Origin of the sequence: Mucilaginibacter sp. dw_454 (genome assembly GCF_018449775.1) — a bacterium.
Classification (GTDB): domain Bacteria; phylum Bacteroidota; class Bacteroidia; order Sphingobacteriales; family Sphingobacteriaceae; genus Mucilaginibacter.
On sequence record NZ_JAAVVB010000006.1, the window covers coordinates 139,554 to 158,533 of the forward strand.

13 protein-coding genes are annotated in these 18,980 nt (G+C 45.7%); 6 read left to right on the top strand and 7 right to left on the bottom strand.

Features of this window, described 5'->3' with window-relative positions; all coding sequences use genetic code 11:
• Positions 1 to 51: 51 nt before the first annotated feature.
• The 3 genes from metH to HB679_RS17240 all read left to right on the top strand — a co-directional run bounded on the left by metH (position 52) and on the right by HB679_RS17240 (position 5,430).
• Positions 52 to 3,741, top strand: a complete 3,690-nt coding sequence (gene metH / locus HB679_RS17230; RefSeq protein WP_214073257.1) for a methionine synthase — start codon at positions 52 to 54, stop codon at positions 3,739 to 3,741.
• Positions 3,742 to 3,819: 78 nt separating this feature from the next.
• Complete coding sequence (metF, locus tag HB679_RS17235) at positions 3,820 to 4,773, top strand: methylenetetrahydrofolate reductase [NAD(P)H] (protein ID WP_214073258.1); 954 nt, start codon at positions 3,820 to 3,822, stop codon at positions 4,771 to 4,773.
• Between the two features lie 48 nt (positions 4,774 to 4,821).
• A complete protein-coding gene (locus HB679_RS17240; protein ID WP_214073259.1) occupies positions 4,822 to 5,430 on the top strand; it encodes a hypothetical protein in 609 nt (202 codons plus the stop codon).
• Between the two features lie 7 nt (positions 5,431 to 5,437).
• On the opposite strand, the gene HB679_RS17245 is transcribed toward HB679_RS17240, so the two are convergent.
• Positions 5,438 to 5,848: a hypothetical protein gene (locus HB679_RS17245; protein ID WP_214073260.1), complete on the bottom strand. Its 411-nt coding sequence runs from the start codon at positions 5,846 to 5,848 to the stop codon at positions 5,438 to 5,440.
• Between the two features lie 37 nt (positions 5,849 to 5,885).
• On the opposite strand from HB679_RS17245, the gene HB679_RS17250 reads away from it, so the two are divergent.
• Complete coding sequence (locus HB679_RS17250) at positions 5,886 to 7,529, top strand: M28 family metallopeptidase (RefSeq protein WP_214073261.1); 1,644 nt, start codon at positions 5,886 to 5,888, stop codon at positions 7,527 to 7,529.
• Between the two features lie 131 nt (positions 7,530 to 7,660).
• Here HB679_RS17250 and thrC read toward each other — a convergent pair whose 3' ends face one another.
• The 4 genes from thrC to HB679_RS17270 all read right to left on the bottom strand — a co-directional run bounded on the left by thrC (position 7,661) and on the right by HB679_RS17270 (position 13,604).
• Complete coding sequence (thrC, locus tag HB679_RS17255) at positions 7,661 to 8,971, bottom strand: threonine synthase (RefSeq protein ID WP_214073262.1); 1,311 nt, start codon at positions 8,969 to 8,971, stop codon at positions 7,661 to 7,663.
• Positions 8,972 to 9,115: 144 nt separating this feature from the next.
• The gene (locus HB679_RS17260) at positions 9,116 to 10,096 is read right to left on the bottom strand and encodes a homoserine kinase (protein ID WP_255547649.1); all 981 of its coding nucleotides are present in this window, start codon (positions 10,094 to 10,096) and stop codon (positions 9,116 to 9,118) included.
• A gap of 15 nt (positions 10,097 to 10,111) precedes the next feature.
• Complete coding sequence (gene thrA / locus HB679_RS17265; protein ID WP_214073263.1) at positions 10,112 to 12,571, bottom strand: bifunctional aspartate kinase/homoserine dehydrogenase I; 2,460 nt, start codon at positions 12,569 to 12,571, stop codon at positions 10,112 to 10,114.
• Positions 12,572 to 12,815: 244 nt separating this feature from the next.
• A complete protein-coding gene (locus HB679_RS17270) occupies positions 12,816 to 13,604 on the bottom strand; it encodes a carbon-nitrogen hydrolase family protein (protein WP_214073264.1) in 789 nt (262 codons plus the stop codon).
• A 95-nt stretch (positions 13,605 to 13,699) separates the two neighbouring features.
• On the opposite strand from HB679_RS17270, the gene rsgA reads away from it, so the two are divergent.
• On the top strand, positions 13,700 to 14,620 hold the full coding sequence (rsgA, locus tag HB679_RS17275; protein WP_214073265.1) for a ribosome small subunit-dependent GTPase A: 921 nt from the start codon (positions 13,700 to 13,702) through the stop codon (positions 14,618 to 14,620).
• A 91-nt stretch (positions 14,621 to 14,711) separates the two neighbouring features.
• Positions 14,712 to 15,701: a kelch repeat-containing protein gene (locus HB679_RS17280; protein ID WP_214073266.1), complete on the top strand. Its 990-nt coding sequence runs from the start codon at positions 14,712 to 14,714 to the stop codon at positions 15,699 to 15,701.
• A gap of 280 nt (positions 15,702 to 15,981) precedes the next feature.
• On the opposite strand, the gene HB679_RS17285 is transcribed toward HB679_RS17280, so the two are convergent.
• Both HB679_RS17285 and HB679_RS17290 read right to left on the bottom strand, forming a co-directional pair.
• Positions 15,982 to 17,601, bottom strand: coding sequence for an ATP-dependent DNA ligase (locus HB679_RS17285; protein ID WP_214073267.1), 1,620 nt, complete (start codon positions 17,599 to 17,601; stop codon positions 15,982 to 15,984).
• Positions 17,598 to 18,680: a ligase-associated DNA damage response exonuclease gene (locus tag HB679_RS17290; protein ID WP_214073268.1), complete on the bottom strand. Its 1,083-nt coding sequence runs from the start codon at positions 18,678 to 18,680 to the stop codon at positions 17,598 to 17,600. Before HB679_RS17290 ends, HB679_RS17285 begins: the two co-directional genes overlap by 4 nt.
• Between the last annotated feature and the right edge of the window lie 300 nt (positions 18,681 to 18,980).

Genomic DNA, 18,980 nt, shown 5'->3' on the forward strand with positions numbered 1-18,980 from the left:
ATCTGCGGCAATTCAGTCTCAAATCTCACGTCTCAAATCTCACATCTTTAAATGGATATTAGAGAAGAATTAAAAAAACGTATACTGATTATTGACGGCGCAATGGGTACCATGATACAACGGTACCAATTGTCTGAGGATGATTTTCGTGGAGAGCGGTTTAAAGATCACCCGACCGATTTGCAGGGAAATAACGACTTGTTAAATATAAGCCGCCCGGATATTATTAAAGCCATTCATGGCGAGTATTTAGCTGCAGGCGCAGATATCATTGAAACCAATACTTTCAGCACCCAGATCATATCGCTGGCCGATTACCAGATGGAAGAGTTGGCTTACGAGCTAAGCTATGAAGGCGCCCGGATAGCCAGAGAAGCTGCTGATGAGTTTACTGCCAAAGAACCACATAAGCCGCGTTTTGTAGCCGGCGCTGTTGGCCCGACTAACCGTACTGCTTCTTTATCACCAGATGTGAATGACCCGGGTTATCGCGCGGTTACTTTTGATAATTTGGCCGATGCCTATTATGACCAGGTGCGCGGTTTGGTTGACGGGGGATCTGACCTGCTATTGGTTGAAACCATATTTGATACTTTAAATGCCAAAGCGGCATTATTTGCTATAGATCGTTATGCTAACGAAACCGGTAAACATTTACCTGTAATGATATCTGGCACTATTACCGATGCATCGGGCCGTACCCTATCGGGGCAAACGGTTGAGGCGTTCTGGAACTCGGTGCGTCATGCTAACCTGTTATCGGTTGGTTTGAATTGCGCGTTAGGTGCCAAAGAAATGCGCCCGCATATTCAGGAGCTTTCTGAAAAAGCTGACGTGTTTATTTCAGCCTATCCTAACGCTGGCTTGCCTAATGAGTTTGGTCAGTACGACGAAACCGCGCACGAGACAGCCCACCAGGTAGACGATTTCATGAAAGCCGGTTTGGTAAACATAGTTGGTGGATGCTGCGGTACGACACCCGATCACATCAGGTGTATTGCAGAGCGTGCCGAAAAATATCCTGCACGTTTGATTCCAGAGATTGAGCCGCACATGCGCTTAAGTGGCCTGGAAGCGATCACGCTAACCCCCGAAAGTATCTTCGCCAACGTAGGCGAGCGTACCAATATCACCGGGTCGCCAAAGTTTTCTAAGCTGATCCTGGCTGAAAACTATGAGGAAGCTTTGACCGTTGCCCGACAACAGGTTGAAGGCGGTGCCCAGGTGATCGATATTAACATGGACGAGGGTATGATAGACTCTGAAGCTGTGATGGTGAAGTTTTTGAACCTGGTGGCCTCAGAACCTGATATTTCTAAATTGCCTATCATGATCGACTCGTCAAAATGGTCGGTAATTGAAGCGGGATTGAAATGCGTGCAAGGCAAGGGCATAGTTAACTCTATCTCGTTAAAAGAAGGCGAAGAAAAATTTAAAGAATATGCCCGCAAGATATTAAGCTACGGCGCCGCCACAGTAGTAATGGCTTTTGATGAAACGGGCCAGGCCGACTCACTGCAACGCCGTATTGAGATCTGTAAAAGATCATATGATATTTTAGTGAATGAAGTTGGTTTTCCTCCGCAGGATATCATTTTCGACCCCAATATTTTAACCGTAGCTACCGGCTTAGAGGAGCATAATAATTATGCGGTAGACTTTGTTGAAGCTACCCGCTGGATCAAACAAAACTTGCCATACGCTAAAGTAAGTGGTGGGGTAAGTAATATTTCGTTCTCTTTCAGAGGTAACAATGTGGTGCGCGAAGCTATGCACTCGGCGTTTCTGTATCACGCTATTAAAGCTGGTATGGATATGGGTATTGTTAATGCCGGTATGCTGGAGGTTTACCAGGAGATTGACAAACAGTTATTAGAGCTGGTAGAAGATGTATTGCTGAATCGAAGAGATGACGCTACTGAACGTTTGGTAGAATATGCCGACACCGTAAAAAGCAAAGGCAAAGAAATAGTACGCGACGAAGAATGGCGCAAAGGGCCGGTTGCAGAGCGATTGTCGCACGCACTGGTAAAAGGTATTATAGAGTACCTGGATGCCGACGTAGAGGAAGCTCGTCAGCAATATGCCAAACCGTTGGAAGTGATTGAAGGCCCGTTAATGGACGGGATGAATATAGTGGGCGATTTGTTCGGTGCGGGCAAAATGTTCTTGCCGCAGGTAGTAAAATCTGCCCGGGTGATGAAAAAAGCGGTAGCTTATTTATTGCCGTTTATCGAACTGGAGAAACAACGCGTTATTGATGCCGGTGAAGATTCAAGCGGCAGCCGCGCCAACGCCGGTAAGGTGTTAATGGCCACAGTGAAAGGCGACGTACACGACATCGGCAAAAACATTGTTGGTGTGGTACTGGCGTGTAATAACTTCGAGGTGATTGACCTGGGTGTAATGGTACCGGCGCAACGTATTATCGAGGAAGCTAAAAAACAAGAGGTAGACATTATAGGCCTGAGCGGATTGATCACTCCGTCATTAGACGAGATGGTGCATTTTGCCAAAGAGATGGAGCGCCAGGAATTTACTATACCACTTATCGTGGGCGGTGCTACTACTTCGAGAATTCATGCTGCGGTAAAGATAGCACCTAATTATTCTGGCGCTGCTATCCATGTACTGGATGCTTCAAGAAGTGTTACCGTATGCAGTAACTTAATGAACCGCGATACTCGCAATAGTTACATCCAGGGTATAAAAGACGAATACGAAAAAGCGCGCGAAGCCCATGCCAATAAAAAGTCTGACAAACGTTTTGTGACGTTAGAGCAGGCCCGTGCCGATAAATTCAAGATCGACCTGGACAAAGTTGCACCGAAACCGGCCTTTACCGGCACAAAGGTTTTTGAAGCCTATCCATTGGCCGAACTGGTGCCTTATATCGACTGGACGCCGTTTTTTCATACCTGGGAGTTACGCGGCAGTTATCCAAAGATATTTGACGATAAGTTTGTAGGCGTTGAGGCTAAGAAATTATATGACGATGCGCAAGTGTTACTGAAAGACATTGTAGATAATAATTTGCTGCAAGCAAACGGTGTAATTGGTTTTTGGCCGGCTAATACTGTTGGCGATGATATTGAATTATATACCGATGAAAGTCGCGCACAATTGTTATCTCGTATCCATACGCTTCGTCAGCAATCAGAGAAAGTTAAAGGCGAACCTTATTACGCCTTGTCAGATTTCGTTGCTCCAAAAGAAAGCGGTGTGGCTGATTACTTTGGTGGATTTGCAGTAACCACTGGTATTGGATGCGACGAACTGGTTGCTAAATACGAAAAAGAGTACGACGACTATAACAGCATCATGGCAAAAGCATTAGCCGACAGACTGGCAGAAGCCTTTGCCGAAAAAATGCATGAGCTGGTACGTAAAGAGTACTGGGGCTATTCTGCCGGTGAAGCGCTGACGGTAGAGGAACTGGTAAAAGAAGAATACCAGGGTATCCGCCCGGCACCGGGTTATCCGGCTTGCCCCGAGCACACCGAAAAGATCACTTTGTTCGAACTGCTAAAAGCCGAAGATAACGCACACATGCAATTAACAGAAAGCCTGGCTATGATGCCGGCAGCATCGGTAAGCGGCTTCTATTTTGCGCACCCGCAATCAAGATATTTTGGTCTGAATAAAATTAGTAAAGATCAGATTGAGGATTATGCACGACGTAAAAATATGTCAATCGAAACTGTTGAACGTTGGCTGGGACCAAACCTTAATTATCAATAAATAGTAAAGCGTCATTGCTTCGTTCCTCGCAATGACGGACGGAAAAGAGCTTGAAAAGTATTATACTTGTCACACAAAATGAAGATTACAGAACATATTAAGAATGCTAATGGCAAAACCTTATTTTCCTTTGAGCTTCTTCCGCCTATAAAAGGCCAAAGCATACAAGGCATCTATAACGCTATTGATCCGTTGATGGAATTTAAACCGCCGTTTATTGACGTTACTTCGTCGCGCGAGGAACCGGTTTACAAAGAGCAGGCTAACGGTTTACTGGAAAAAGTAAGTTATCGCAAGCGCCCGGGTACGGTTGCGGTTTGCGCGGCTATCATGAATAAATACGGTGTAGATGCAGTTCCGCATTTAATTTGTGGGGGGTTTACTAAAGAAGAGACCGAGTATGCGTTGATTGATCTGCAGTTCCTGGGGATTGAGAATGTGCTGGTATTGCGTGGCGATGCCCGTAAAACTGAATCGTCATTTATCCCAACCGTAGGCGGTCATAGCTACGCTACTGATTTATTGGAGCAGGTTGTGAATATGAACAAAGGTAAATACCTGCACGAAGAGCATGAGGCGGTTAAGGCTGACTTTTGTATCGGCGTTGCCGGATATCCTGAAAAACATTTTGAGTCGCCCAACTTGAAAACCGACTTTAAATACCTGAAACATAAAATGGATAACGGTGCCGAATTTATCGTTACCCAGATGTTTTACGATATCAACAAGTACGTTGAATTTGTAAATAGCTGCCGTGAAGCCGGTATAACAGCTCCAATTATTCCGGGTTTGAAACCAATTACTTCATCAAAGCAATTGATTAGCTTGCCTAAGATCTTCCATATCGATATTCCGGATGCTTTGAGCGATGCCATACAGTCCTGCAAATCAGAAGCCGATGTAAAAGAAGTGGGTATTGAGTGGATGATCAACCAATGTAAAGAGCTAGTTAAGGTTGGTGCACCCGTATTACATTTTTATACTATGGGCAATCCCGGTCCAACAAAACGAATTGCAGAAGCGATATTTTAAACTACGGGTAAATTTTATATATTAGCTTGTAGTTAAAACCTTATCGTAATGAAGTATTTGTATTTGCTGATATTTGTATTGATGCCTTTTGTTGGTTTCTGCCAGGAATATTTGCCGGGCAGTATTACAAAATCAGATGGTACTAAGCTTGAGGGTTACATTTCTATTGAAAAAAATCTTACACCAACTTATATCAAGTTCAAAGCGAGTCGGGCCGAAGGTGATCTCAGCTATAGCGCCCAGCAATTGTTGGCTTTTCAAATAAACGGTAAAGCTGATTATGTAAGTTATCACGGAATCATCAGTATGGATAAGAATCGATTCCCATACATTGAGCCCTTACTCGATACGATTACAGCCATGGCCACTTTGTTTTTAAAAGAAGTATATCATGGAAAAAACATTAGTCTTTTTTCTCAAACTGATGATTTAAAAACCAGGTATTTTATTACTGAAAGGAATAGCGACCTGCGGGAATTAAAGTTTTACTATTTTAACGCAGGCTATGATGATGATCGGAAGGTGCCCACCTACAAAGCCCAATTGGGACTATTAGCTCAAAAAAATCATAACGACGACAAGTCTTTAATAGCCAAGATCCGTAAGACTCCGTTCGAGGAAGATGGGCTTAAAAAAATAGTGAAGCTGCTCGATTAAAAATATTTTACTTTTTATCGGTATGCTCATAAACCTCGGTGCGTGTAACTACCGAGTCTTTACTGAAATATACAATCAGGCTTTTTCTATGTGCAGGCGATTTACGGGCGAAATCATAGCTGTTATCTAAGATCTGGTAACTGAATTTCAAAGAATCACGACGCTGCGGGCTACCCAGCGAATCAATTACCTGGCGATAGTTTAATCCTTTGATATGATGATTTTGCAGCAAATCATTCAAGATGTCGTTGCGTAAAGGATAATCCAATCCGTCACCATAGCTCCATTTCTGACGATCGAATTTACTGCCGCTGCCACAACCGGTTATTACCGCAATTGCTGTTGTTAATACAAAAATCTGTAGAGAAAACTTCTTGATCATCACACTTAAATTACAAAGCAAAACTACTAAAGCCAAAGGGTAATTTTATATATTCGTTAAAATCAAAATTAACATGATCAAACCTATTCAACACTTGCTGGTGGCGGGTGTGGCTTTAACAGCTTTTTCGTGTCACCAAAAAGCCGTGGTCGACGAACAAGATGGCCTCTCTGCTTTTAACAAAGACAGTCTGGCCAGTCATATCATCACTATATCTGCCGATGATTATAAGGGCCGCCGCCCTTTCACTGAAGGCGAAACCAAAACTATCGCCTATTTACAAGGTACTTACAAAAGATTTGGCCTGGAGCCGGGTAATGGCAGCAGCTATCTGCAGGATGTACCCATGGTAGAAATTACCCCAAAATCTGTATCGCCACTTAAAGTGACCTCCGCTAAAGGCAGCTTTGAGTTGAAAAATATCCAGGATTTTGTGATGTGGACAGAGCGTACCGATACTGTACAATCTTTTAACAATGACGATGTTGTTTTTGCCGGCTTTGGTGTAGTAGCGCCGGAATATAAATGGGACGACTATGCGGGCCTCGATGTTAAAGGCAAAATAGTAATGGTACTGGTAAACGATCCTGGTTTTGAAACCGGTGATACTACCATGTTTAAAGGAAAAACCATGACCTATTATGGCCGCTGGACCTACAAATTTGAAGAAGCCGCGCGTCAGGGAGCGAAGGGTTGTATCATTGTGCATAATACGGCCGCGGCGTCATATCCGTTCCAGGTTGTACAAACCTCAAACGGTGGTGTTAAGCTACATTTAGATAAAAGAGCCAGCCATGACTACCAGTTAGCTTTGCAGGGTTGGATAACGCACGATAATGCTGTTAAAATATTGCAGGCAGGCGGCAAAGACACCAGCGTGCTGCATACTGCCAATAACCGTGGGTTTAAAGGGTTTAATACCGGTGTTAAACTAAGCGAAACGCTGACTACTAAGGTTGTGTTCAACAAATCACATAATGTAATTGCCAAAATTACCGGCACCAAACGCCCGGATGAATATATTATTTACAGCGCGCATTGGGATCACCTGGGCGTAGGCAAGCCAGATGCAAAAGGCGACACCATTTATAATGGCGCTTTAGATAATGCCAGCGGCACGGCGTCAATTTTAGAAGTTGCCCGCGCATTTAAAGCAATGAAAACTCCGCCGGAAAGAACTGTGGTTTTTCTTTCTGTAACCGCAGAAGAGCAAGGTTTGTTGGGATCTGAATATTATGCCGAAAATCCAATTTATCCGGTTGATAAAACGGTAGGTAACATCAATGTAGATTGCATTAACAACATCGGCAAAACAAAAGATGTAAACATTGCAGGTAGCGGAGAGTCAGAACTGGAAGACTATCTGAAAGCAGAATTAGCTAAAACCGGCCGTTACCTGGCGCCCGAAACGCACCCTGAAGCGGGTCATTATTTCAGGTCAGATCATTTTAGTTTTGCTAAAGTTGGCGTACCGTCAATTACTATTGGTGGTGGTATTGATGTAATTGGTAAAGGTAAGGAATATGGTAAGAAGATGGACGACTTGTACACCGCTACCCGCTACCATCAACCAGCCGATCAATACGACAGTACCTGGAATCTGGATGGCGGATTGGAAGACACCGAGCTGTTTTTCCAACTTGGTAAACGCCTGGCTTTTGAAAGTACTTTCCCGCAATGGAAAGAAGGCTCGGAGTTTAAGAAGTTGAGGAAGTAGTATTTTTTTGTTATTGCGCGGTTGGAACGACGAAGTAATCACAAGGAAGTTAAGCTAATTCGCGATTGCCACGCTACGCTCGCAATGACATATTTTAAAGAAAGGCTGCCAGATCTGGCAGCCTTTCTCTTTTAGCTATTCTTCAACAAATAATCCTTAAACACTTCAAAGTCTTTACCTAAAGCAACAGCCTGCTTTTCTTTAGTCTGCAAAGAGGCTACCTGTTCCGGCACTTCAATATGCTCTGCAATCTCCGCAGAGAAAACATCAGGAAATTTACAAGGATGCGCGGTTGAAAGGAAAATACCTGCTGTACCATCCACATGTTGGTCTTGCTGATAATCTTTCAGCGCCTGCCAGGCTATTGCAGTGTGCGGGCAAACTACATATTTGTAATGATCGTAAATAGATTTGATGGCTGCTAGTGTTTCATCATCATTGAAACTATAGCCGGTAATTAAATCTCCGAGCTGTGCAGGATCTTCTTTAAACATATCGGCAATGCGTATCCAGTTACTCGGATTGCCTACATCCATAGCATTTGACAGCGTAGCCACGGATTGCTTCGGTTCGTAAACACCTGATTTCAAAAATTGAGGTACGGTATCATTAGCGTTAGTTGCCGCTATAAACTGCTGCGCTGGCAGCCCCATTTTCCAGGCTAGTAGCCCCGCACCAATATTGCCAAAGTTACCGCTAGGTACCGAGAATACAATCTTGTTTTTACCCTGTTTTAGCGCTTGTGCATAGGCGTTAAAGTAATAGAAAGTCTGCGGTATTAACCGCGCAATATTAATGGAGTTGGCTGACGTCAAACGGTATTTTGCATTCAACTCCGGATCTGTAAAGGCTTGTTTTACCAGCGCCTGGCAATCATCAAAAGTGCCGTCAATTTCGAGCGCGCGGATATTTTGCCCGTTGGTGGTTAACTGCAACTCTTGTATGTCGCTTACTTTCCCTTTGGGATAAAGAATGGTTACGCGGGTATTGGGCACGCCCAAAAAGCCTAGCGCAACGGCACCTCCTGTATCGCCGGATGTGGCTACTAAAACGTCCAATTGCTTTTCGCCTTCCTCCAAAAAGTAGCTCATGACGCGACTCATAAAGCGTGCGCCAAAATCTTTAAAAGCTAATGATGGTCCGTGGAAAAGTTCGAGCACATACACATCGTCTTCCAACTTTACTATCGGCGCATAAAAGTTAATGGCGTCATTAATGATCGCTTTCAAATCATCAGCCGGAATATCATCGCCTAATAAATTTTGAGCTACATGAAAAGCAATTTCGGGTAGCGTATAGCTGTCCAGGTTATTGATAAACTTATCATCCAGCCGCGGTATAGAAACCGGCATATAAAGCCCTTTATCCTGCGGCATACTGTTAAAAACCGCGTCTTTAAAACTTACGCGTGATGCTGTATTGTTAGTACTGTAGAATTTCATTTTTTAATATCGGATGTCGAAATTTCGATTTCGGATTTATTTTATTTGTCATTGCGAGGAACGACGCAACCGCAAGGAGAAAAGTGCGCGATTGCTTCGTTCCTCGCAATGACATTTTTTTACTTTTTAATTTTGACTTTTTACTTAACCCAACACCCTCGGCCCCGCCTCATTAATTGGCGATACATAACCGTTTGATCCTATTTTAATGCCCGTTAAATGTTGCTGCAGTTTTTGGGTGATGGCATGAGCTGTCTGCTCATCGCGGGTAAAGGCAAATACCGATGGCCCCGAACCAGAAATACCAAAACTTACTGCACCCAGCTCCATAGCCATTTCGCGCATTTTATAAAAATCAGGGATCAGCATAGAGCGCACCGGCTCTACCAGCACATCCTGCATACTGCGGCCTATCAGGTCAATATCATTCATAAACAAGCCGCTTACCAGGCCGGCAATATTGCCCCACTGGGTAACCGCATCCTTCATATTGATTTTGGTACGGATGATCTGCCTGGCCTCGCGGGTAGGTACATCTACATCTGGAAAGACAATCGCACAAAACAAACCTTTTGGATGAGGCAAACGCACTACGTCTAAAGGTTCATAACTGCGGATAAGCACAAAGCCACCAAACAGGGCCGGAGCCACATTGTCGGCATGCCCATGTCCGCAGGCCATTTCTTCACCTTTCATGGCAAAGGGTAATTGATGGATCGGATCGCTTGTATCGCCCAATAAAGTTTTAGCGGCAAATAATCCCGCCACCGTACTAGCTGAGCTTGAACCCAAACCACTGCCAATCGGCATTTTTTTGTGCAGCTCAATGTCGAGTCCTAAGTCGGTACGACCAATACTTTCCAGATAATGTTTAACACTTACGCTCACCGTATTCTTAGCTGGGTCCATCGGCAGGCGACCGTCATCCCCCGTGATTTTACTAATGGTGATACCCGGTTTATTTGTAACACGCATCACAACCTCATCGCCGGGCGCATTAACGGCAAAACCCAAAACGTCAAAACCGCAAACCACGTTAGCAACAGTAGCCGGAGCAAAAACCTGTATGCTGGCACCTACCTTTAAATTATCGGTAGCTATCATTTCTTGTATGTTATTTTCCATAAAAATTTCAATCGACTAATTAGCACCCACATTGATCAAATCTGCAAATACACCCGCAGCGGTAACCTCTGCGCCGGCACCCGGACCTTTTACCACTAATGGGCGCTCTTTATAACGGTCGGTGGTGAAAGAAATAATGTTATCACTGCCGGATAACATATAGAATGGATGGTGTTCATCAACCATTTCTAAAGTAATGGAGGCTTTTCCATTTTCCAGCTTACCAATATATCTGAGTACTTTATTTTCCGCTTCCGCGCGATCTTTGATGTTGGCGAAAAAAGCGTTTTCGTCTTTCAGCGTCTGGTAAAAATCATCTACTGAGGCTGCATCTAAACTGGCCTGTGGTAGCATGCTTTGTATAGATACATCGGATGCTTCTAATGCGTAACCCGCATCGCGGGCAAGGATCAGCATTTTGCGCATAAAATCGGTGCCGCGCAGGTCGTCGCGTGGGTCGGGTTCGGTATAGCCTTTTTCCTGCGCCAGTTTTACGGTGTCGTGGAAGTTAGCATCACCTTTAAAGTTGTTAAATAGGAAGGATATAGTGCCGGATAATATAGCTTCTATCTTTTGCACCCGGTCTCCGCTATTCATTAAATCTTTTAATGTGCGAATAATAGGCAGACCGGCACCTACATTAGTTTCATAAAAGAAATCAACCCCGTGCTGGCGTGCAGTATCTCTGAAGATTTTATATTGTTGATACGAAGCCGAGTTACCGATCTTGTTACAGGTAACTATAGATATGGTCGACTTCAAAACATCCTCATAAAACTCAATGGGTTTGGGGCTGGCGGTGTTGTCAATAAACACACAGTTAGGCAGGTTCATGTTTTTCATTTTGGCTATGAAAGCCGACAGATCAGCCTGCTCGCCTGAATGGTCCAGTTCTTCCTCCCATTTACTTAGCGAAACACCATCGGTATTGAAAATCATTTTACGGGTATTGCTTATGCCCACCACTTTTACCTGGATGCCGTTATTTTCTTCTAAGAAGGCGGTATGGCCATTTAGTTGGGTGAATAATGTCTTGCCTATGTTGCCGGTGCCCAGGCAAAAGGCGTGTAAGGTCTTGGTGAGCTGCACAAAGAAAGCATCGTGCACTGCATTAAGAGCTTTAGCCAAATCGTGCGACGATACAATAACCGAAATATTATATTCTGACGATCCCTGTGCAATAGCGCGTACATTAACCCCGTTACGGCCCAGCGAGTGAAATAGTTTTCCGGATACACCCGGGGTCTCTTTCATGTTCTCGCCTACACACGCCAGTATGGCTAAATCTTTTTCTATTTCCACATGCTCCAGCTTTTTGGCCAGTAACTCCAATTCAAATTCATGTTCTATGACTTGTCTTGCGCGCTCGGTGTCGCCCGGCGAAACGGCAAAGGTTATACTATGTTCTGATGAAGATTGGGTAATCAATATCACGTTGATTTGCTCGCGGGCAAGCAAAGAAAACAGTCTGCCGCTAAAGCCTGATTTACCCACCATACCGCTGCCTTCAACATTTAAAATGCTAATGTTATTGATGGACGATATGCCTTTAATAGCCAGGTTTGAGGGGCTGCAATGATGCTGAATAACAGTGCCTTCAAATTGGGGTTCGAAAGTGTTTTTGATGACGATGGGGATCTTTTTCAAAAAAGCCGGGATCATGGTTGGCGGATAGATAACCTTGGCGCCAAAGTAGGATAGCTCCATGGCTTCGGTATAAGTAAGCTCGGGCAAAGAGAATGCTTTTTTCACCATGCGCGGGTCGGCGGTCATCATACCGTTCACGTCGGTCCAGATCTGGATCTCTGAGGCATTAAGCGCTGCGCCAAATATGGCTGCGGTATAATCGCTGCCACCACGGCCCAGGGTAGTGATCTGCCCTTCGTCATTACTGGCTATAAAGCCGGTAACAAACAAGGTTTTACCTTTATTTTCCTGATATAAGCCTTTGATCAATTGCTCAGTTAACCCGGTGTTCACTTTAGCCTGACCAAAAGAGCTGTCTGTTTTAATAACTGTCGACGCATCCACAAACTCGGCCGGGAAATACTGTGCAGCAATCTTACTAATCATCAGCGTCGAACAGCGCTCACCGAAACTGATAATCAGGTCGCGGGTTTTGGCGGTTAGCTCGCGGAGGGTCAACACTCCCTGCAATAGCTCTTCCAATTGGTTAAAGTTGATTTTTAACCGTGTCAGGGCCGGGTTTTGATCGCGAATTTCCAGCAGCGCTTTAACCACTTCAAAGTGGCGTTTTTCCAGTTCAGCCAGTTGCTTGGCAAAATCGTTGCCATGGGATGCTTCCTCGGCCATGGCAATAAGCAGGTTGGTTACGCCGCTCATGGCCGATAATACAACTACCGGTTTGTCGGCAGTGGCTTGGTTACTTTCGTGTTCCTGTTTAAGAATGTTTAACAGGGCTTGAATACTTTGAGCCGAACCTACGGATGTTCCGCCAAATTTTAGAATCTTCATTATTGGGGTTATTTAAAACAAAAGCGCCTTCCTCTGTGTGGAGGAAGGCGCTCATGTGGTTGTGTTTTTTATGTCTTTACACCATACGATTATCTTCCTCCGTGGCTATTGCCGGTGGTTGTAATCGTTGTTGATGTGATGTTTGTAATAATCATTTTCTTATGGCAGCAAATTAAATGCTTAATTTTCTAATAAACAAGAATTATTATTTTATTTTTTAGCTACTCTGCAGATTTTGTCAGCTTTAACGATAAAGATCACCTTTAAACCGATTTGCCAACAGTCCTGTTGCCTGCGCTAAATCAAGGTCGGCCACTAAAATACCCGGTTCGCCATAAGGCTGAAAAGCAAGGCACTCGCCCGAAGGGCTAATTACCGATGTTGCCGAATCGGGATATTGGAAACTGTAATTAGTGCTGGCAAAGTAAATGGTGTTTTCAATAGACCGCATCAGCATAGCTTTTTCGTAGTAGGGGTTAGCCATGCTGCCCCATTCAATAGGTGAGTTGCCTTCCTCATCACTCCCCGCACAGTGTGGGTGAAATACAATTTGCGCACCTCTTACCGCTGCCCAACGTACCAGCTCCGGGTAACGGAAACCTTCATGGCAGATCACAATACCGAATTTTACCCCGTTAATTTCAAATAGTTTGCGTTCGGTGCCGGGCCTCCAGATGTCATCCTCGCTGGGGTCGAGTTGAGTTTTAGCTTGATAACCTTGCAGTTCGCCGTTGGCGGATATTACCCAGGCTACGTTTAGATAGCTTTCGTCTGCGTACCAATCCATAGGCAATATGATGGCGATTTGATAAGTGGCGGCTATCTGACGCGCGGTAGATAAAGCCGTTTCTAATTGCCGTGCTGTGGCTTTTTCGACATTAAATTCTGGATACGGATAACCGGGGATAAACGATTCGGGAAAACAAACGATCTCTGCTTTTTGGATAGCCGCCTCGCTAGCTAGTTTTTCAAGCCATTGCAATCCATCTGCTATTGATTTTGGAAAAGAAGGTGTTGCTAACGCGATTTTCATAAGCGAAAGGGTTATTGCCTTAAAGTTCGGGATTTTTATGCAGATGTCGCAGGTAATTTCCCAGCGCTTGGTTAAATTTTTACCTTTACCACAAAATGCAGGGATTAGTCATAAAATCAACCGGAAGCTGGTACCAGGTGCAAACACCTGATAAGCAGCGGTACGACTGCCGGATAAAAGGGATCTTCAGAACCAAGGGCATTGTAACGACTAATCCGTTGGCTGTTGGCGACGAGGTAGATTTTGAACTGGAACCCGAGCAGCAAACCGGTGTGATCACCAACCTGCATCAGCGCAAAAACTATATCATCCGCAAGTCTATCAACCTGTCTAAACAAGGGCAGATCATTGCCGCCAACCTTGATCAGGCTTTATTGATTGTGACGCTGGCTTCGCCGCGAACCTCGTTGGGGTTTATAGATCGTTTCCTGGTTACCGCCGAGGCTTATGATATCCCCGCTAAATTGGTTTTTAATAAACTTGATCTGTTTAGCGATGAAGGTTTAGCGATCTTGGCCGATTACAAGTCGGTTTACGAAAATATTGGCTATCCGTGTTACGAGGTATCTGCTCTTGAAGGTACCAATATTGAGCAGGTGCAAGCTTTGTTGGCCGATAAGGTTACGTTGATCTCCGGTCACTCGGGCGTAGGCAAGTCAAGTATGATCAATGCCTTATTACCAAAGTTAGATCTGCGAACCAGCGAGGTATCTGAATGGAGCGACAAAGGCACCCACACCACTACCTTTGCCGAAATGTTTGAGCTGCCGCAGGGCGGTTTTATTATAGACACACCGGGTATTCGGGAACTAGGTGTTATCGATATAGAAAAGCAGGAGCTAAGTCACTTCTTCCCCGAAATGCGCGAGCGCATGCACGATTGCAAATTCAACAACTGCCAGCATATTAACGAGCCAGGCTGTGCCGTTGTAGCTGCTTTAGAACGCGGCGAGATCGAGCCATCGCGCTATGATAGTTATCTGAGTATTTATAATGGTAATGATACGCGGGCTTAAGCTGATATCTGCTCTCTGAATTGCAATTTGATTATTGGCCAAAACCAATATCCCTATAAAAGGTTGATCTTTATATCAATAAGCCTGTATTATGAAAAAACGGATCATAGCTCTGCCGTTACTATTACTCGTTATGGTGGCATTTTGTACCATGGATAACGGTGCCTGGACATTAATCCCTTCCACCAATACGCCGCCATCGCGCAATGAATGTGGGTTTGCCGCAGTTAAAGGGAAGATCTATTTAGTGGGTGGCGACGCACCCGCACAGCCGGTCGGGATCTATGATCCGGCAACCTCATCGTGGACTAAAGGGGCTATGGCCCCATCTATTATGCACCACTTCCAGGCGGTTGGTTTGGGCGACAAGGTTTATGTGCTTGATGCCTTTTCAGATCGCAATTACCCTAACCAGGTGCCATTGGCAAATGCGTATGCTTACGATACCAAAACCGATAACTGGCAGGCTTTGGCAGGTTTACCTGAGGGTCGCCGCCGTGGCGGGGCGGGGGCCGCGGTGCATAATGGCAAACTGTATTTGGTATGCGGTATTCTACATGGGCACCACGACGGCACCAATGGCCTATTTGATGAGTACGACCCCAAAGCCAATACCTGGACCAGCCTGCCCGACGCGCCGCATATCCGCGACCATAGCATGGCCGTAGTGGTGAAAGATAAATTGTATGCCATAGGCGGGCGCAACACCAGTTTGCACGATGCTGGCAACTTCATGTCTTTCTTTGATAAGGTGGTGTTAGACGTGGACTGTTACGACTTTAAAACGGGTAAGTGGAGTACGTTACCGGCCAAACTACCCATGGGCACCGGCGGCGGCAACTGTGTTAACCTGGATGGCAAGATCTTTTATATAGGCGGCGAACGCGCCACCGGGACCAAACCCAACGGACCGCAAACCGACGTATTCTACCTTGATCCCGAAACCGATACCCAATGGCATCCCGCGCCAAGCCTAAACAAAGCCCGGAACGGCGTAGGTGCTGCGGTATACAATCACCATATCTATATTGCGGGTGGGGCTAGTGGCGACATTGGTTTGGAACGGTTTGGGTGGCAGTAGCTGCGACGACTGTTTTGTTTCACGTGTGTGTGCAATAGGTGAAACAAGTGAAACAGATTTTTGCATCAATTAATTGATATACAATGTATTGTAAAAATTGAGTGAAACAAAATGAAACAGTAAAAAGTACTTTTAAGTCATTTTTTGTTTCACTGAGATTTTTTGTCATTGCGCGCGAGAATGCAATGTTCGCGATTGCCACGCTACGCTCGCAATGACAAAAGAATGTTTTTAAAGCGCTATAAAGCACTAATTTTCTCCAAAAAAGCTTTAAATCATTTTAATCGCCCAATAAAGCTTTTAAGTTATCCAGTGTATCCGCTTCTTCTTTTGGTTTGTCGTGGCGCCAGCGGAGGATGCGGGGGAAACGGAGGGCGATGCCCGATTTATGTCTGGTAGACCGGTTAATGCCTTCAAAGCCTATTTCGAAAACCAGTTCCGGTTTTACCGTGCGTACTGGTCCGAATTTCTCCAGCGTATTGCGCTTCACAAAATAATCGACCTTGTTAATCTCAGCATCGGTTAAACCTGAGTAGGCTTTGGCGAAAGGGACCAGCTTATCTCCGTCCCAAACTGCAAAAGTGTAATCTGTGTACAGATCGGCGCGGCGGCCGTGACCCTTTTGAGCGTAGATCATTACCGCATCGACCGACAGCGGATCGATCTTCCATTTCCACCAGTCGCCGCGCTTGCGGCCAACCTGGTAGGTAGCGCTTTTGCGTTTCAGCATAATGCCTTCGGCAACCATCGCTCTTGATTGCGTGCGGACAGTCGCCAGATCATCCCAACTATCAAAATCAATCAATGCCGAGATCCTAAAGATCTCTGGGAAATTGGTGGCCGATTGTAACTGCTCCAAAATGAGCCTGCGTTCGCTTTGCGTTTTGGTGCGGATGTCCTCGCCGGCGTATTCCAGGCAGTCGTAGGCGATCAATGCTACTGGGCTTTCTTCCAGGATCTTTTTACTCAAATTCTTACGACCGATACGTGTTTGCAAAACATTAAATGGCATGGGTAATCCGTTTTGAAAACTTAGTATTTCGCCATCCAGCACCGTACCATCGGGCAGATCGTTTAGAAAGGGATGCAGTTCCGGGAACTTTTCCGTCGCCAAATCCTCGCCGCGGCTCCAGATAAAGATCTTGCCTTCGCGCTTAATCAACTGTGCGCGAATACCGTCCCATTTCCACTCGGCCTGCCAATCAGCGGCATCGCCTAAAGCACTTTTTAAATCATCTGCCGACTTATGCACTTCCGAGGTCTCCTGGATAGGGTAAGCCAAAAAGAAAGGGTAAGGGCGCGATATATCATCGGCAGCGCCTTGCTCCTGGATCAGTTGCTCATAAGTATATGTTTCAGGCACCCAGTTGCCCATAATGCGGTGGGTAAGCGTGGCTGCGTCCAACTTGGTAATGTCGGCCAGCGCCTTGATCACCAGGTTTTGAGACACCCCGACGCGAAAGCTGCCGGTGAGTAATTTGTTAAACACAAAACGTTCCTGCGTGTCCAGTATCGCCCATGAGTCAATAAGCCAGAGCTTGCGTTCTTCTTCGGTCTTGGCGCTTAATTCGTTGAGTTCGCCTATCCAGTCCGTCAGGGTTTTGTTGCTGATGCTCGTGGTATTTTGCGGCATCAGCAGGGCCATGGTTTCTGCCAGGTCGCCTACCACATGGTAGCTCTCCTCAAATAGCCAGATAGGTATATTGGTGATCTCCGTAGCCCAGGTACGCACCTGTGTAGAATTGATAATGCGCTTAGGTTTGCGGCCGGTGAACAGGGCCAGCATGTGCATTTTATCGGTATCGGGTACGCTGTTAAAGTAGTCTTTTAACACCTTAACCTTTTCGTTGGTTTTGTTGGTCTCGTCTAAAGAGAGGAAAAGTTGGGCGAAGGCTCTCATGAGTTCACCCCCTCTCCCTCTCCCCGGCCCTCTCCAAAGGAGAGGGAGCTATCGGCGACCGGTTCTTCAGATGGCACCGATTCCAGCGCCTCATCATCACCATATAAAGTATGTACCTCATGTGCGTCAAAACCAATCTCGTTTAAATAACGCGTAAAAGTAGCCGTATAACCGTGCGTCAAATAAACCTTTTCGCAGCCGGTAGCGTCAATGGCGCTCACCAGTCCGTCCCAATCGGCATGGTCCGAGAGTATAAAACCGCGATCAGCAGCGCGACGGCGCTTGGCGCCGCGGATAGCCATCCAGCCCGAACAATAACCAAAACTATAAGGCTGAAACTTGCGCATCCAGGGTGTGCCTACCGATGATGGAGGGGCGATGATAATGCCGTTGCGCACTTCTTCTTTTGGGGTATCTAAGGTTATTCTTTCTGTAGGATTTAGGATGACACCATTGCGGCGCAAAGCCTCGTTGGTATTCTCAATTACCCCATGCGTATACACTGTGCCGATAGACAAATCCAAATTTTGTAAAATACGCTGCGCCTTACCTAACGAGTAACCGACAATAACCGTAGCCACCCCATTATTAGCATTATTGCGCCACCAGTTATTTACCTCGTCAAAAATCTGTACCTGTGGCTTCCATTGATAAACCGGCATACCGAAGGTGCATTCTGATATAAAGTGATGGCATTTAACCGGCTCGAATGGCGTGGAGATGCCGTCGTCCTCTGTCTTGTAATCGCCGGACACTACCCAAACCTCACCCTGGTATTCGACCCGAATCTGCGCCGAGCCTATCACATGTCCCGCAGGAAATAAAGAAATGCTGACGCCGTTTTTGACTACGGTTTCGCCATATTCAACGGTTTGCAATTGGATGTCGCCGAGGCGATAATATAATACCTCTCTCGACAGGTGGTGCGCCAGGTAATGCTTGTGCCCAAAATAGGCGTGGTCGGCATGGGCGTGAGTAATTACGGCATCATCTACCGGTTTCCAGGGGTCAATGTAAAACCTGCCTTTATCGCAGTAAATGCCTTTATCTGTAAATTCAAGCAAGGGTTTCTTAGCCATTTTAAGTAAACCAGCGGGAGGGGAATTGGTTTTAACGCAAAATGCCAACCCTCTTTCCCGCTTGCGGAAAAGAGGGTCGGCCAGCGAAGCGTAGTCGGGGTGAGTCGACGCTGTCAGGTAATTATGGCGCTCCCGCTGATAGAAGCGGGCAGTCCGCCTGTAGGCGGATCATACGCCTTCAGGCCTTAAGCGCAAGGCCGGTATCCGCTGCAATCCTTAGTGCAAAACGCGCGCTGATTACTCACCCGGCCGATGCTTCGCTAGACAGTACCTCTTCGCCTTTGGCTGAAAGAGGGTTAA

What these genes read in the sequence shown, in the direction of transcription:
- HB679_RS17285 (WP_214073267.1), bottom strand. Translation starts at nt 17,601, where the DNA reads ATGAGAGCCTTCGCCCAACTTTTCCTCTCTTTAGACGAGACCAACAAA.
- thrC (WP_214073262.1), bottom strand. Translation starts at nt 8,971, where the DNA reads ATGAAATTCTACAGTACTAACAATACAGCATCACGCGTAAGTTTTAAA.
- metF (WP_214073258.1), top strand. Translation starts at nt 3,820, where the DNA reads ATGAAGATTACAGAACATATTAAGAATGCTAATGGCAAAACCTTATTT.
- HB679_RS17290 (WP_214073268.1), bottom strand. Translation starts at nt 18,680, where the DNA reads ATGGCTAAGAAACCCTTGCTTGAATTTACAGATAAAGGCATTTACTGC.
- HB679_RS17250 (WP_214073261.1), top strand. Translation starts at nt 5,886, where the DNA reads ATGATCAAACCTATTCAACACTTGCTGGTGGCGGGTGTGGCTTTAACA.
- HB679_RS17260 (WP_255547649.1), bottom strand. Translation starts at nt 10,096, where the DNA reads ATGGAAAATAACATACAAGAAATGATAGCTACCGATAATTTAAAGGTA.
- HB679_RS17270 (WP_214073264.1), bottom strand. Translation starts at nt 13,604, where the DNA reads ATGAAAATCGCGTTAGCAACACCTTCTTTTCCAAAATCAATAGCAGAT.
- HB679_RS17280 (WP_214073266.1), top strand. Translation starts at nt 14,712, where the DNA reads ATGAAAAAACGGATCATAGCTCTGCCGTTACTATTACTCGTTATGGTG.
- HB679_RS17240 (WP_214073259.1), top strand. Translation starts at nt 4,822, where the DNA reads ATGAAGTATTTGTATTTGCTGATATTTGTATTGATGCCTTTTGTTGGT.
- metH (WP_214073257.1), top strand. Translation starts at nt 52, where the DNA reads ATGGATATTAGAGAAGAATTAAAAAAACGTATACTGATTATTGACGGC.
- rsgA (WP_214073265.1), top strand. Translation starts at nt 13,700, where the DNA reads ATGCAGGGATTAGTCATAAAATCAACCGGAAGCTGGTACCAGGTGCAA.
- thrA (WP_214073263.1), bottom strand. Translation starts at nt 12,571, where the DNA reads ATGAAGATTCTAAAATTTGGCGGAACATCCGTAGGTTCGGCTCAAAGT.